The following is a 12,971-nucleotide window of genomic DNA, read 5'->3' as shown; positions in this document are numbered from 1 at the left end:
GCCCCAGGAAGTGCCGGCTGTGTTTTTGGAGCGCTGGCGCGCTCGAGCGCGGCCCCTGGAGGGCCGCGAGTCAGCCACCGTTGCTCGCGCTTCGCGCATGCGCAACGGCGGCTGACTCGCGGCCGGGCCGCTACGCCGCTTCGCGGCGGTCCCTCATCGAGGTCGGGACGGGCGGGGCTGGGGATGCGGTGATGGCGGACTGAAGGTGGAGGTGATTGGGCTGGGAGTGCGGTAGGTAGTGGATTCGGGTGGTGCCGTGGGGCTGGGCGTGCGGGGGGCGGCGCACTCAGGTCGTGTCGGGTGGCTGTGAATGCGGTCAGGGTGGATTCAGTGCGCTCGGTGGGGCGGGGGTGGGGTGTGAAACAATCAGTTCTCGTGAAGAACTTCGAGTCCCTGTTCGCCGAGCTGACCGAGCGTGCCAAGACCCGTCCCGAGGGGTCGGGCACGGTGGCCGCGCTGGACGCGGGCGTGCATTTCCAGGGGAAGAAGGTGCTCGAGGAGGCCGGTGAGATCTGGCTGGCCGCCGAGCACGAGAGCGACGAGGCCCTCGCTGAGGAGATCTCCCAGTTGCTGTACTGGGTTCAGGTGATGATGGTGGGCCGCGGGCTGACGCTCGAGGACGTGTACCGACATCTGTGACGGCGAGATCCGTCCGGTTCGACACTCCTCCCGTCATCCCCGAAAGGACCCTCTTCCATGTTGCGCGTCGCAGTTCCCAACAAGGGCTCGCTGTCGGAATCCGCCGTCTCCATCCTCAGTGAGGCCGGCTACCGCAAACGCACCGACTCCCGTGACCTCACCGTCCTCGACCTCGCCAACCAGGTCGAATTCTTCTTCCTCCGGCCCAAGGACATCGCCATCTACGTCGGCTCCGGTGAGCTCGATCTCGGCATCACCGGCCGCGACCTGGCCCTGGACTCGGGTTCCCCGGTCACCGAACGCCTCTCGCTCGGCTTCGGCCGCTCCACCTTCCGCTACGCCGCCCCGGCCGGGGAGGACTGGAAGGTCGAAGACCTCGCCGGCAAGCGCATCGCCACCTCCTACCCGAACCTGGTACGCGCCGACCTGGCCCGCTTCGGTATCGAGGCCGAGGTGATCCGCCTCGACGGCGCCGTCGAGATCTCCATCCAGCTCGGCGTCGCCGACGCCATCGCCGACGTGGTCGGCTCGGGACGCACCCTGCGTCAGCACAACCTCGTCGCCTTCGGCGAGTCCCTGTGTGACTCCGAGGGCGTGCTGATCGAGCGCGCGGGTGCCGATCGCGACGACCGCGCCCGCAACCAGCTCATCAACCGCATCCAGGGCGTGGTGTTCGCCCAGCAGTACCTGATGCTCGACTACGACTGCCCCAAGTCGCTGCTCGACCAGGCCGCCGCCATCACCCCCGGCCTGGAATCACCGACCGTCTCGCCCATGCGCGACCCCGACTGGGTCGCGGTACGCGCGTTGGTCCCCCGCAAACAGGGCAACGAACTGATGGACCGCCTCGCCGAGCTGGGCGCCAAAGCGATCCTCGCCACCGACATCCGCTCCTGCCGGGCGTTCTGAGCCGTTCTCGTCAGACCCTCACTTGTTCGTACAGGTGAGGGCCTCTTTCGTGCGTGTTCGGACCGGCAGCGTTTCCTGCCCCTGGTAACTGTCTGAATGTGCTGGCCGGCGTCCTGAAACGACTTCATGCTGTAATCGGCGTTGCGAATGTGGTTGAACGAATTGTCGGCGAATGTCTCACCCCAGGAACGCTTGGTGATCTCCTCACCCGACAGATGTGGATTTCCCGCCATATGCGTCCACATCGTCTTCAGCGTGTCCTCGGACTTGGCTTCCATTTCGTCGTAGCGGCCCGCCGCCAATCCCAGCGTGCGGGCGATCGAGTTGCCCGCCTGCACCAGTGCGCGCACACCCCACGACCACCGCTCGGTGAATTCCTCGAAGGTCTTCTGCACTGTCTGTTTGCCCGCCTCGAGCGTCGACATCGTGAGCAGCGCGAATCCCCGGCCCATATTCCCGGTTTCGCCGATCCCCATCTCCGACAGCTGACCGATGGTGTCGTCGATGCCCGTCGCGGCCTGGTGCAGCACCGCCGGGTCGACTTTCAATGTGGTCATCGCATGCCCTGCCCGTCTGTCGCGTGTTCGGTGAGATCAGGTGGAAACGCCATCGGCGCGGAACCGAGGATGTCGATCGCTATTCCGGCGGGTTCGTCGCGCGTATCCAGGTAGTCGCGCAGGCGCCGCCCGAAAATCCAGTGGTAGTGGTAGTCCTGGTCGGCGTTGTCGAGGCGATCACGTGCGGCGATGAATCGGGCGTATTCCTCCACGCCGGTGAACGCGCACAACCAGTCGAGCCCACCGAACGGCAGGAAGAAGACCCTGTTCTCGGCGGTGAGCGGAACCAACAGGGCCGCCTGCCGAAACGCGGCGAGCAACGTATCCGGCTGCCCGAAGCCCGCGTAGAAGGCCGCTATTTCGGCGTGGAGGCGCTCCCTGCCGTCGCCATCGGTCATCCGACGCAACCTCCCCCGCCCCACATCCTCCACTCTCGAACGGCAGTGTACGCGAATGACGGCCGTCGTAGGGAGCCTCGGAATCCAGGGGTTTGTCGCATAATTCGCGCGGTTCCGTGTGCGAGAAGGTGTATGCCGAGGTCGTACGCCCGGCGGTCGATCGGTCGAGATCGGTTCAGGGTGAGTGTAATCGGTGTGTGCGGGCAGGTGGCGCGGTTAGTTTCCGGTTCTCGACGAGGAACGCAAGGAGTCACAGTGTCGCAACCAGAGACCGAGCCGAGGCCGGGTAGTGCTTTCAGGTGGAACGAGGATTGGGCGGCGACCGTTGTCGGTCTCGTCCTGATCGGTCTCGTGCTGGTGGGGGCGATTCCCGATTGGCTGGTGCCGTGATGGCCGAGGTGAAGACGACATCCGAAACCGCGGCGGTGCAAGGCAATACGCGGACGACGGGTGCCGATATCGCCGCCGGGGTACTCCTGGTACTCGTGCTCGGCGCGCTGACGCGATTCTTCGACACGCAGGTGCCGCAGTGGGCGGCCGACACACCGTTGAAGCGGGTGGCGAAGACCATCGAGTACCCGGTGTACGCGATCGCGATCGGCCTGATCGGGAACGTGGTGCTCGGCAAACTCGGTCTGCGGGATCGGCTTTCGGCCGGTTTCCGCACGGAATCCTTCATCAAGACGGGCGTGGTGCTGCTCGGCGCCTCCGTCAACCTGAAGATTCTGGTGACGGCGGCGGCGCCCGCCATCGTGCAGGCACTGGCCTTGATCACCATCGTTTTCGGATTCACCTGGTGGTTCGGCGGGGTGCTCGGCCTCGACGACAAACTGCGCGCCCTGCTGTCCTCTGCGGTATCGATCTGCGGGGTGAGCGCGGCCATCGCGGCGGCCGGAGCGGTGCAGGCGCGGCGTGAGCAGATCGCGTACGCGGCCTCGCTGGTGATCATCTTCGCGCTGCCGTCGATCTTCCTGCTGCCCTGGCTCGCCGACCTTCTCGGGCTTTCCGATGCCGTCGCGGGTGCGTGGATCGGCGGCAATATCGACACCACGGCCGCGGTGGCCGCCGCCGGTGCGCTCGCGGGTGAGGAATCGTTGCAGATCGCGACGATCGTGAAGACGACGCAGAACGCGCTGATCGGACTCGTCGCGATCGCGCTCACCGCGTGGTTCGCCTTCCGGGTGGACCGCACGCCGGGTGCGGCGCGCCCGAGCCTCGGTGAATTCTGGGTCAGGTTCCCGAAATTCGTGCTCGGGTTCGTCGCCGCGTCGATCATCGGCACCCTGTACCTGCAATCGGTCGACAAGAAGACCGGTGCCGCTCACATCGCGATCGTCAACGACCTGCGGACCTGGTTCCTGATCCTGGCCTTCGTGTCCATCGGCTTGGAATTCTCGCTGCGGGGATTGCGTGAGGCGGGGTGGCGGCCGATCGCGGTGTTCGGTTCGGCGGTGCTGGTGAACCTCGTTGCCGGACTCGGCCTTTCGGTGTTGTTGTTCCGTGACTTCGCGGCCTGACGTGGTGGAGCGCCCGCTCTCGGCGGGTACCGGATGGGTCCGCACCCACTGGCAGCGACGAGCCCGTCGGCCGCAGAGTAAGTCGGCCGGGGTGCTCTGAGCGGTCAGGTCGTGGTGCCGAGCTTCTGGGGCGTCAGGCGACGAACGGTCCGACCAGCTCCACAACGGCTTCGGGTCGTTCCACCAGCGGACTGTGCCCGGAGCCTGGGATGACTCGCGGTGTCAGCCCGGCCTCGGTGAATTTCGCGATGTTCGTGGCCGAGGGCGCCAGAGTGTCGTGCTCGCCCCAGATCACCAGCACCGGCTTACCGAGTGCGGCGAGCCGCTCGGCCACGGCACGTTCGTCGTTCATCGTGGTCGCCGCGGTCGATCGGCACACCGTGCGGTGCGTCGCGCGCTCGAGTGAGCGTTGGGCGAGCGGCGGCGGCGGGAAGTCCGCACCGAAACCGGCTTGCAACGAACCTTCCGCGATCGCGTCGATGCCGCGGAAGCGATCGATGACCGCACCGAGCAAGGGCCGACAGCCCAGCGTCTTCATCACAGGCATGTCTTTGAGTCCAGGGCCGCCCTGGGTATCGATCACGGCGACCCGCTCGATTCGCTCGGGCTCCCGTTCGGCCAGCAATGTCGCGATGTGCCCGCCCATCGAATGGCCGACGAGCGCCGCTCGGCGGATGCCGAGCGCGTCCAGCGCGCGGCTGACAGCAGTGGCCTGCCCCGAGGCGCTGTAGTCGTCGTCGGCGGTGGTCGCCTCGGATCCGCCGTGGCCGACCAGATCGAGGGCGACAACCCGGTGACCAGGCGCGGCGAGCGACGGAGCCACCTGTTCCCACCATTCGATCGACGACAGGTATCCGTGCAGCAGGACGACTGCCCGCTCGGTGGATGGGCCGTATTCGCGCACGTTCAGATCGGGGCCCTCGAGCGTGAGGACGCGACCGCCTGCGAACGGCGTCGCGCCGTGGGAGTCGCGGTCCACCAGGAACGCATTGACGACGAGTGCTGTCAGAATTCCGGTCAGCGCCAGCGCGGTAACACGCAGACTTCTCGAGAACCGCACGCCCACCCCTGGATTCAACCGAACAGCAACATGATCCAACCTACCGAGTGGTCGGCCGGGAGATGAGCTCGGGTCTGAGGATCATCGGTACGCGACGTCTCGGGGACCGTCGGAGCGCCGTCGAGCGAACTCAGATGTCTTCGGGGGTGCGGACCTGGGGGAGGCCGAGGTCTGTAGGGGTCGCGTCTCGGGTGGGCCAGCCGGGGTAAGGGGGTGGGGTGCCGCCGTATTCGGGGCACAGGGCGTGGAAGTCGCAGTAGCGGCACATCGAATTGCGTTGGGGTGGGAAGTCGCCCGTGCGGCCCGCGTCGAGGATGGCTTGCCACAGGGCGGTGAGGATGCGGGCGAAGCGATCGAGTTCGTCGCGGTCGGGGGTGTAGGTGAGCAGCACCTTGTCGGCCAGGTAGATCAGGCGCAGCTGTGCGGGGAGGATGCCGCGGGTGCGCAGGATGACCAGGGCATAGAACTTGAGCTGGAACAGGGCGCGGGCCTCGTGCTGGGGGCCGGGCGCGCGGCCGGTCTTGTAGTCGACCACGCGCAGCAGACCGTTGGGCGCTACGTCTATGCGGTCGACGAAGCCACGCAACGGGATCTCACCGTCGAGATCCACCTCGACCCGCTCCTCCAGGCCGTCCGGATCGAAACGGGTGGGGTCCTCGAGCTCGTAGTACCCGGCGACCAGGCGGCGCACCTCCTCGAACAGCGCCTCCGGACCACCTGCCGCCACCAGTTCGTCGAGCCCGTCCCGGCCCGCCCGCACGCGCTCCCACGCGCCGGGAACCAGCTCGGCCGCCCGGTCGGGTCCACGCTCGGCCGCGGGTAGACCGAACAGGTCCTCTAGCACCGCGTGCACCACCGTGCCGCGTACGGCCGCGCGCGTGGGTGGTTCCGGCACCCGATCGATCGCCCGCAACCGGTACTTCAACGGGCACTGCTTGAAATCGGCTGCGCGCGAAGGAGACAACGCCGGACGCGACCGGACGACCGGTTCGGCGGAGATCTCGTCGGTGATCGACGCGGACAGAGGCACTGACATGTTCGCCACGGTAACGGCACCTACCGACAGGTTCACGATTCGTCCATCGGGGCGGTGTCTGTCAAGATCGCCGCATGCGAACGATCCGGGTGGGGGCGGCCGTGGCCGCGATGATCATGCTCAGTGCTTGTGAGGAACAACTGCCGCCTGTGGCCACGAGCACATCGGCCAGTGCGCCGACGACCACCGCGACCAGCCCCGAGCAGGATTTGCGGACCGGCAAACTCGCCGAGGGCTTCCGGATGGCCGACGCGCTGACCCTCGGCTCCGATATCGATCCGACCTTCGTGCGCCGGGGACCGCTCGGTGTCCTCACCGAGCCGATGCTCACGATCATGGCGGGCCACAACGCCGCGGTGAGCGCCGCCGCCGCGGCCGACGGTCTGATCACGGGCTTCGCCGTCCAGCGGTCCAACGGCGGCGAGACGAGCACCGATACCCAGTGGCTCACCCACGGCGTCATGCGTTTCCCCGACAGCGCCTCCGCGACCAGGGCGGCCGAGGCCCTCGCCACCGCCGCGACCACACAGAGCGGTCTGCTCGAATCCGGTGACTGGGTGGTCACCGACCTGCCGGAAGCACCGGACAGCCGGGTCGTCACCATGACGAACCGCGGCAGGCTGGACGGCATGGCCTTCACCCCGCATCGGGAATACGTGGTGTTCACCCGGCTGAGCAACGGCGCGCTCCCCGAGATCGGGAAGGTCATCCGCGCCGCGCTCGAACGTCAACGCCCCGAACTGGATTCGTTCACGGCAACTCCGGTCGCCGAGCTGGCGAAGGTCCCCTACGACCCGACCGGGATCCACGCGCTCGCCGTCGGTAAGGGCGGTGCGAGCCGGGGCGCCTTCGGCAGGCGCGCCGCGGCGCATTACGCCGACGACCAGCAGGCGGCCCGCGCACTGTTCGACAGGGCCGGAGTGAGCGCGTTCGGCGTCGAAGGCAGCGTCGTCTACCGTGCCGCAGACGCCGCGGGCGCGGCGACCTTGCTCGCGTCCGACGCCGCCGAGTTCGGTTCCGATCGGGAATGGAAGCCGACGGCCGCCCCGACGGCTGTTCCCGGATCGGTCTGCTGGGCCGAGACAGACGAGAGCAGCTGGGCCTGTCTGGTGTCGGTCGGTCGCTACGTCGCGCAGGTCCCCGCCGACACCGAAGCCGAAGCACACTCCCTGCTCGCCGAACAGCACCGTGTGCTCACTGCCGCGAAATAGCTGACCCGTCGATCGCGCGGATCGCCCCGCCTGGCAGGCTTGAGACTTCCATTCGAAGAACGGGAGATACATGACGGCCAGACGGACCGGTCCATTCGCGATCGGGGACCGGGTGCAGCTGACCGATGCCAAGGGGCGCCTCTACACGGTGGTGCTCGAGGAGGGCAAGGAGTTCCACACCCACCGCGGCGGCATCAAGCACGACGACCTCATCGGTGCCGACGAGGGCTCCGTGGTGAAGTCGATCAACGGCACCCCGTACCTGGCCCTGCGCCCGCTGCTCACCGACTACGTGCTGTCGATGCCGCGCGGTGCCACCGTCATCTACCCCAAGGACGCCGCCCAGATCGTGCACGAGGGCGACGTGTTCCCCGGTGCGCGGGTGCTCGAGGCAGGCGCCGGTTCCGGTGCGCTGACCTGCTCGCTGCTGCGTGCGGTCGGTTCCGAGGGACAGGTGATCTCCTATGAGATCCGCGACGACCACGCCGAACACGCCGTGCGCAATGTGGAGACGTTCTTCGGTGAGCGCCCGCCGAACTGGTCGCTGACCGTCGCCGACGTGGCGAACTACGACGGAGAGCAGGTCGACCGGGTCGTGCTCGACATGCTCGCGCCCTGGGATGCGCTGCCCGCGGTGTCGAAGGCGCTGGTGCCCGGTGGCGTGCTCATCGTCTATGTCGCCACGGTCACCCAGCTGTCCAAGGTCGTCGAGGCGATGCGTGAGCAGGAGTGCTGGACCGAGCCGCGCTCCTGGGAGTCGATGGTTCGCGGGTGGCATGTGGTCGGGCTCGCCGTGCGTCCCGAACACCGGATGCAGGGACACACCGCGTTCCTGGTGAGCGCGCGCCGCCTGGCCGAAGGCACGGTCACGCCTAAGCCGCAGCGTCGTTCGTCGAAGGGATGAGTTCGATCAGGGTGTGCCCCTGCATCGGGCGCTCCGCCTGGCCGATGAACAGCTGACGAAAGCTCGGCACGGCATCGGGGTCGGCGCGCCGAGCGAGAGCACACCGCCGTTGCCGCCCCGGAGCCGTGGGTCGTTCATGCCCTGGTGAGCAGCCGCGCGCCGAAGAGCGCCGTGGCGGCGACCGCGAACCAGGGCAGACCCTCCGTGGTGAGGCCGCCTCGAGTGCCCTGCAGTATCGCGAGACCGGCCGCCGCCACAGCGAACAGCACGGCTGCGGAACGGGCGCCGCGCACCGTCGCGACCGAGCTGTCCCACCAGCGCATCGGCGTGTTCTCCAGCCCGCGCAAGGCGAGGAACGCGAGCGCGGTGAGGACCAGCGTCGCGCCCAACTGCATGGCGGTGAGCTGCCAGAACCCGGGGCGGGTCGGGCCGACCCGATCGCCACCGGCCAGATGACTCAGGACGAGCACCGTGAGCAACGCGGGCATGTGCCACAGGTAGAGCGTCATCGCGCCGGTGTTGCCGATGATCGTGAGCCACCACACGCGTGGCCGCGCCGCCAGCCGCCGTATCCACGGGGCCACCGCGACCGCCGCGCAGCACAGCGCTATCGCGTGCCCCGCGAGCAGGAGCGACGGCGGCGCGAGATTGGACAACCGCTGCCCGGGAACGGTCACCATGCTCGTCTCGTACGGTCCGACGAGAACCAGCGCCACATCGATGAGCAGCACTACGAAGGCCAGCGTAGCCGCGGTCCGTCGTGGCAGCAGACCGCGCAGGTAGCCGATCCCGAGCACGGCCGGGATCAACCACACCGCGACATTCAGCATGCCCACCTCGGCAGGTCCGCCACCGAGCCGCACCGCGTCGACGGTCCCCGCCGCGACCACGATCACCGCGACAGTCGCGAACATCCGGCCTGTACTGGTGACCCGAGTGGCCAACGGCGGCGTGCAGGCCAGCACCGCCAGATACATGCCGAGAAACCACAGCAGCTGCACACTGGTGATCGCGAGCGGCCGCTGCCAGCCCGGCCCGAGCGCCGACCCGGCGGCGAACACCAGCGCCGCCGAGGCGACCAGAAAGTAGCCGACCGGCCGGATCAGCCGCTGCGTACGCCGGAAAAGCCAAGCGCCCCAGGACGTTGCGGGGGCAATGCCGCGCGCGCCTGCCGCGACGCCCGCGAAGAAGAACAGCGGGAGCACCTGGAGCAGCCAGGTCAACGGCTGGAGGGCAGGCAGATCGGCGAGCACATTGCCGAAGCGGACGTGCTCGCCCGACACCGACACCGTCAGCATCAGGCAGTGACCGACCACCACGACCACCAGCGACGAGATCCGCAGCAGATCGAGGAACCGATCGCGATCGGCGGGCGTATTCGCCGCCACCACAGCCACACTCGGCACAACACTCATGCCGCAACCATCGCAGAAGCCGGGCCGCGACCACAGCGCGGAACTACCCACCCCGTGCGTGGAATTACTCGGATACGATCCGCCGAACCGATTTCCGCGCGCCGGAGGCGGATCGCCGCCCGGCGGCACACGAGGGGGAGAACCTATGACCGATCAGTCCGAAAAGCCGGTGCGTGACCCGTCGGCGGGAACCTTGTACCCGGGCACCTCGACCCGGTTCTACCGCGCCGCGTTCAACGTCTTCCCGCCGTACCTGTTCGCCGGCGTGCGTGTGAAGAGCATTGCCCCCGACTGGACTTCGGCGCACATCACCTACACGGTCCGGTGGTGGAACCGCAACAGCCCCAACCGGGCGGCCTTCGGCGGCACGCTGTACTCGATGACCGACCCGTTCTTCGCGATCCTCGCCTACGGCCAGCTCGGGCGCGGGTACCGGATCTGGAACACCACCGGGTCGATCGAGTTCCTCACACCGGGCCGCGGCACCGTCGCCACCGACATCACCCTGTCGAGCGAGCAGGTGGCGGCGATCAGGGAGACCACCGCCGCCGGGGCGAAGTCGCTCACCCAGCACACCGCGCAGATCTTCGACCGGGACGGGACACTCGTCGCGCGCGCCGGGCAGACGCTCTACGTGCGCCGCTTACGGGACTGAGCGGGCCGCTACGGCGCCTATCGGCCCGGGGCGGTACACCGGCGGGGCCCCGGGCCGGAGCGGGACTCAGGCAGGCGTGCAGGGCGCCTGCGCGAAGCCGAGGAGCAGGCAGCCGCTGGCGTCGGAGAGCTTCCAGGTGCCGTCGACGCGCTCCCAGGTCACCGGGAACGCGGGCGCGGTGCCGTGCGGCGAGGTGATGGTGACATCGGCGGTCGCCTTGTCGCCGCTGGTCGCGACGTTGTCGACCGCGAAGGTCAGGGCGTAGCCGGCCAGCATGCCGTTCATCTGGTCGATGTTGGGCTTGCGCGCCTCGCCGTTGACGATCAGCTTCGCCTTCTCGTCGCTGGACAACCCCGGGTCGGCGAACTGGACGAGAGTGGCCTTCAGGGAATCGGCGGACGGTGCTCCGGCGTTGTCCCCGGTGGGTGCCGGAGTTGCCGAAACGCTGGACGGAGCGGCCGAGATGCTGGTACTGCTGCTGGTGGCGTTCGTCGAGGAATCGTCGGAACCGCAAGCGGTGAGGCCGACGGCGAGGGCCGCGGCGGCGGCAGCGACGGTGACACGGATCGTGCGGGTAGGAAGGAGCATGTTCGGCAACAACCTTTCGGCTCGATGGGCGAGTAGCCCGCCCTGTGCCCCGTACGGGCTTAGGGGAGCCTAACAGGAGGTATTCGGTGGTTTGATGTCGTACCGACCGTACAAGATGTGATCACGACGAAACCATGTCGGAAAGCGAGAACGGACCGCGCCCGGTAGCGTTGATAGACCGGGACTGGGAGGAGCAGCATCATGAGCCCCAACGAGAATTCGGATTCGGCGGCCTGGCGAGAGCTCGAGGCGGTACGCGCCGAGGCGGCTGCTCTCCGCAGGCAACTCGCCGACTCGCCGGATCGCGCACGCGAATTGGAAGCACGAATCGATTCGTTGACCATCCGCAACGGCAAACTGATGGACACGCTCAAGGAAGCGCGCCAGCAGTTGATCGCCCTGCGTGAGGAAGTCGATCGCCTCGGTCAGCCGCCGAGCGGCTACGGCATCGTCATCCACACCTACGACGATCAAACGGTCGACGTGTTCACCTCCGGTCGCAAGATGCGCCTCACCTGCTCTCCCAATATCGAGGCCGAAACCCTCGAGTACGGCCAGACGGTGCGCCTGAACGAGGCACTCACTGTCGTCGAGGCGGGCAAGTTCGACGCGATCGGTGAAATCGGCACCCTGCGTGAGATTCTCGACGACGGCCGCCGCGCCCTCGTGGTGGGTCACGCCGACGAGGAGCGCGTGGTCTGGCTGTCGGGCCCGCTGTCGAAGATCGCCGAGTACGACGACATCGACGACCCCGATTCGCCCATTCGCAAACTGCGCCCGGGTGATTCGCTGCTCGTGGACACCAAGGCTGGCTTCGCCTTCGAGCGGGTGCCCAAGGCCGAGGTGGAAGACCTTGTGCTGGAAGAGGTTCCCGACGTCGACTACACCGACATCGGTGGTCTCGGCAGGCAGATCGAGCAGATCCGCGACGCGGTGGAGCTGCCGTTCCTGCACAAGGACCTGTTCCGCGAGTACGCGCTGCGCCCGCCCAAGGGCGTGCTGCTCTACGGTCCGCCCGGCTGCGGTAAGACGCTGATCGCCAAGGCCGTCGCCAACTCGCTGGCCAAGAAGATCGCCGAAGCCCGCGGTGAGGACGCCAAGGAGGCCAAGTCCTTCTTCCTCAACATCAAGGGCCCCGAGCTGCTCAACAAGTTCGTCGGTGAGACCGAGCGCCACATCCGCATCATCTTCCAGCGGGCGCGTGAGAAGGCCTCCGAGGGCACCCCGGTGATCGTGTTCTTCGACGAGATGGACTCGATCTTCCGGACCCGTGGTTCGGGTGTGTCCTCCGATGTGGAGACCACTGTTGTGCCGCAGCTGCTTTCGGAGATCGACGGTGTGGAGGGCCTCGAGAACGTCATCGTGATCGGTGCGTCCAACCGCGAGGACATGATCGACCCCGCGATCCTGCGGCCCGGCCGCCTGGACGTGAAGATCAAGATCGAGCGGCCCGACGCGGAATCGGCGCAGGACATCTTCTCCAAGTACCTCACCGAGACGCTGCCGCTGCACGAGGACGACCTGCGCGAGTTCGACGGCGACAAGCAGGCCTGCGTCGAGGCGATGATCGAGAAGGTCGTCGACCGGATGTACGCCGAGAGCGACGACAACCGGTTCCTGGAGGTCACCTACGCCAACGGTGACAAGGAGGTCCTGTACTTCAAGGACTTCAACTCCGGCGCGATGATCCAGAACATCGTCGACCGGGCCAAGAAGTACGCGATCAAGTCGGTGCTCGACACCGGCAACCCCGGTCTGCGGATCCAGCACCTGTTCGACTCGATCGTGGACGAGTTCGCCGAGAACGAGGACCTGCCCAACACCACCAACCCCGACGACTGGGCGCGGATCTCGGGCAAGAAGGGCGAGCGGATCGTCTACATCCGCACGCTCGTCACGGGCAAGAACGCCTCGGCCAGCCGGGCGATCGACACCGAGTCCAACACCGGTCAGTACCTGTGACGATCGGCTGACGCAGGCCGTGTTCCCGCTGCGGGAGCACGGCCTCCTCAGTGTTTTGTTCAAATTTTTTCACCGAAAACGCTGCGCGCGGATAAGTGAATAGGGCACGCTTCACTTGTC

The 12,971-nt window shown here is 67.4% G+C and carries 13 protein-coding genes; 8 read left to right on the top strand and 5 right to left on the bottom strand.

The features are described 5' to 3' along the window. Positions 1-375 precede the first annotated feature (375 nt). Both AB0I35_RS04075 and hisG read left to right on the top strand, forming a co-directional pair. A complete protein-coding gene (locus AB0I35_RS04075) occupies positions 376-639 on the top strand; it encodes a phosphoribosyl-ATP diphosphatase (protein ID WP_067492188.1) in 264 nt (87 codons plus the stop codon). A gap of 57 nt (positions 640-696) precedes the next feature. Further along, positions 697-1,548: an ATP phosphoribosyltransferase gene (gene hisG, locus AB0I35_RS04070; protein WP_357394231.1), complete on the top strand. Its 852-nt coding sequence runs from the start codon at positions 697-699 to the stop codon at positions 1,546-1,548. Positions 1,549-2,101: 553 nt separating this feature from the next. On the opposite strand, the gene AB0I35_RS04065 is transcribed toward hisG, so the two are convergent. Next, a complete protein-coding gene (locus tag AB0I35_RS04065; protein WP_357394230.1) occupies positions 2,102-2,503 on the bottom strand; it encodes a hypothetical protein in 402 nt (133 codons plus the stop codon). A 255-nt stretch (positions 2,504-2,758) separates the two neighbouring features. On the opposite strand from AB0I35_RS04065, the gene AB0I35_RS04060 reads away from it, so the two are divergent. Together AB0I35_RS04060 and AB0I35_RS04055 are read left to right on the top strand one after the other, a co-directional pair. Beyond that, the gene (locus tag AB0I35_RS04060) at positions 2,759-2,893 is read left to right on the top strand and encodes a hypothetical protein (RefSeq protein ID WP_357394228.1); all 135 of its coding nucleotides are present in this window, start codon (positions 2,759-2,761) and stop codon (positions 2,891-2,893) included. Next, complete coding sequence (locus AB0I35_RS04055; protein WP_357394226.1) at positions 2,893-4,020, top strand: putative sulfate exporter family transporter; 1,128 nt, start codon at positions 2,893-2,895, stop codon at positions 4,018-4,020. Before AB0I35_RS04060 ends, AB0I35_RS04055 begins: the two co-directional genes overlap by 1 nt. A gap of 133 nt (positions 4,021-4,153) precedes the next feature. On the opposite strand, the gene AB0I35_RS04050 is transcribed toward AB0I35_RS04055, so the two are convergent. Both AB0I35_RS04050 and AB0I35_RS04045 read right to left on the bottom strand, forming a co-directional pair. Beyond that, on the bottom strand, positions 4,154-5,080 hold the full coding sequence (locus AB0I35_RS04050) for an alpha/beta hydrolase (protein ID WP_357394225.1): 927 nt from the start codon (positions 5,078-5,080) through the stop codon (positions 4,154-4,156). Positions 5,081-5,210: 130 nt separating this feature from the next. Next, a complete protein-coding gene (locus AB0I35_RS04045) occupies positions 5,211-6,116 on the bottom strand; it encodes a RecB family exonuclease (protein ID WP_357394223.1) in 906 nt (301 codons plus the stop codon). 74 nt (positions 6,117-6,190) lie between these two features. On the opposite strand from AB0I35_RS04045, the gene AB0I35_RS04040 reads away from it, so the two are divergent. After that, a complete protein-coding gene (locus AB0I35_RS04040; protein ID WP_357394221.1) occupies positions 6,191-7,327 on the top strand; it encodes a hypothetical protein in 1,137 nt (378 codons plus the stop codon). Positions 7,328-7,397: 70 nt separating this feature from the next. Then, positions 7,398-8,231, top strand: coding sequence for a tRNA (adenine-N1)-methyltransferase (locus tag AB0I35_RS04035; protein ID WP_357394219.1), 834 nt, complete (start codon positions 7,398-7,400; stop codon positions 8,229-8,231). A 134-nt stretch (positions 8,232-8,365) separates the two neighbouring features. Here AB0I35_RS04035 and AB0I35_RS04030 read toward each other — a convergent pair whose 3' ends face one another. Then, on the bottom strand, positions 8,366-9,646 hold the full coding sequence (locus AB0I35_RS04030; protein WP_357394217.1) for an acyltransferase family protein: 1,281 nt from the start codon (positions 9,644-9,646) through the stop codon (positions 8,366-8,368). Between the two features lie 145 nt (positions 9,647-9,791). Here AB0I35_RS04030 and AB0I35_RS04025 point away from each other — a divergent pair, with 145 nt between their 5' ends. Then, on the top strand, positions 9,792-10,301 hold the full coding sequence (locus AB0I35_RS04025; RefSeq protein WP_357394215.1) for a DUF4442 domain-containing protein: 510 nt from the start codon (positions 9,792-9,794) through the stop codon (positions 10,299-10,301). A gap of 66 nt (positions 10,302-10,367) precedes the next feature. Here the strand turns inward: AB0I35_RS04025 and AB0I35_RS04020 are convergent, their stop codons facing one another. Continuing rightward, entirely contained in the window at positions 10,368-10,889 is a 522-nt protein-coding gene (locus tag AB0I35_RS04020; protein WP_357394213.1) for a hypothetical protein, read from the bottom strand. A gap of 201 nt (positions 10,890-11,090) precedes the next feature. On the opposite strand from AB0I35_RS04020, the gene arc reads away from it, so the two are divergent. Continuing rightward, positions 11,091-12,851 (top strand): proteasome ATPase, encoded by a 1,761-nt coding sequence (gene arc, locus AB0I35_RS04015; RefSeq protein ID WP_067492080.1) that lies wholly within the window; start codon positions 11,091-11,093, stop codon positions 12,849-12,851. Positions 12,852-12,971 lie beyond the last annotated feature (120 nt).

It is taken from the genome of Nocardia sp. NPDC050378, from assembly GCF_040655675.1.
GTDB lineage: Bacteria > Actinomycetota > Actinomycetes > Mycobacteriales > Mycobacteriaceae > Nocardia > Nocardia coubleae.
Note: the sequence above shows the minus strand (reverse complement) of the source record. Positions and strands in the feature narration are given on the sequence as shown.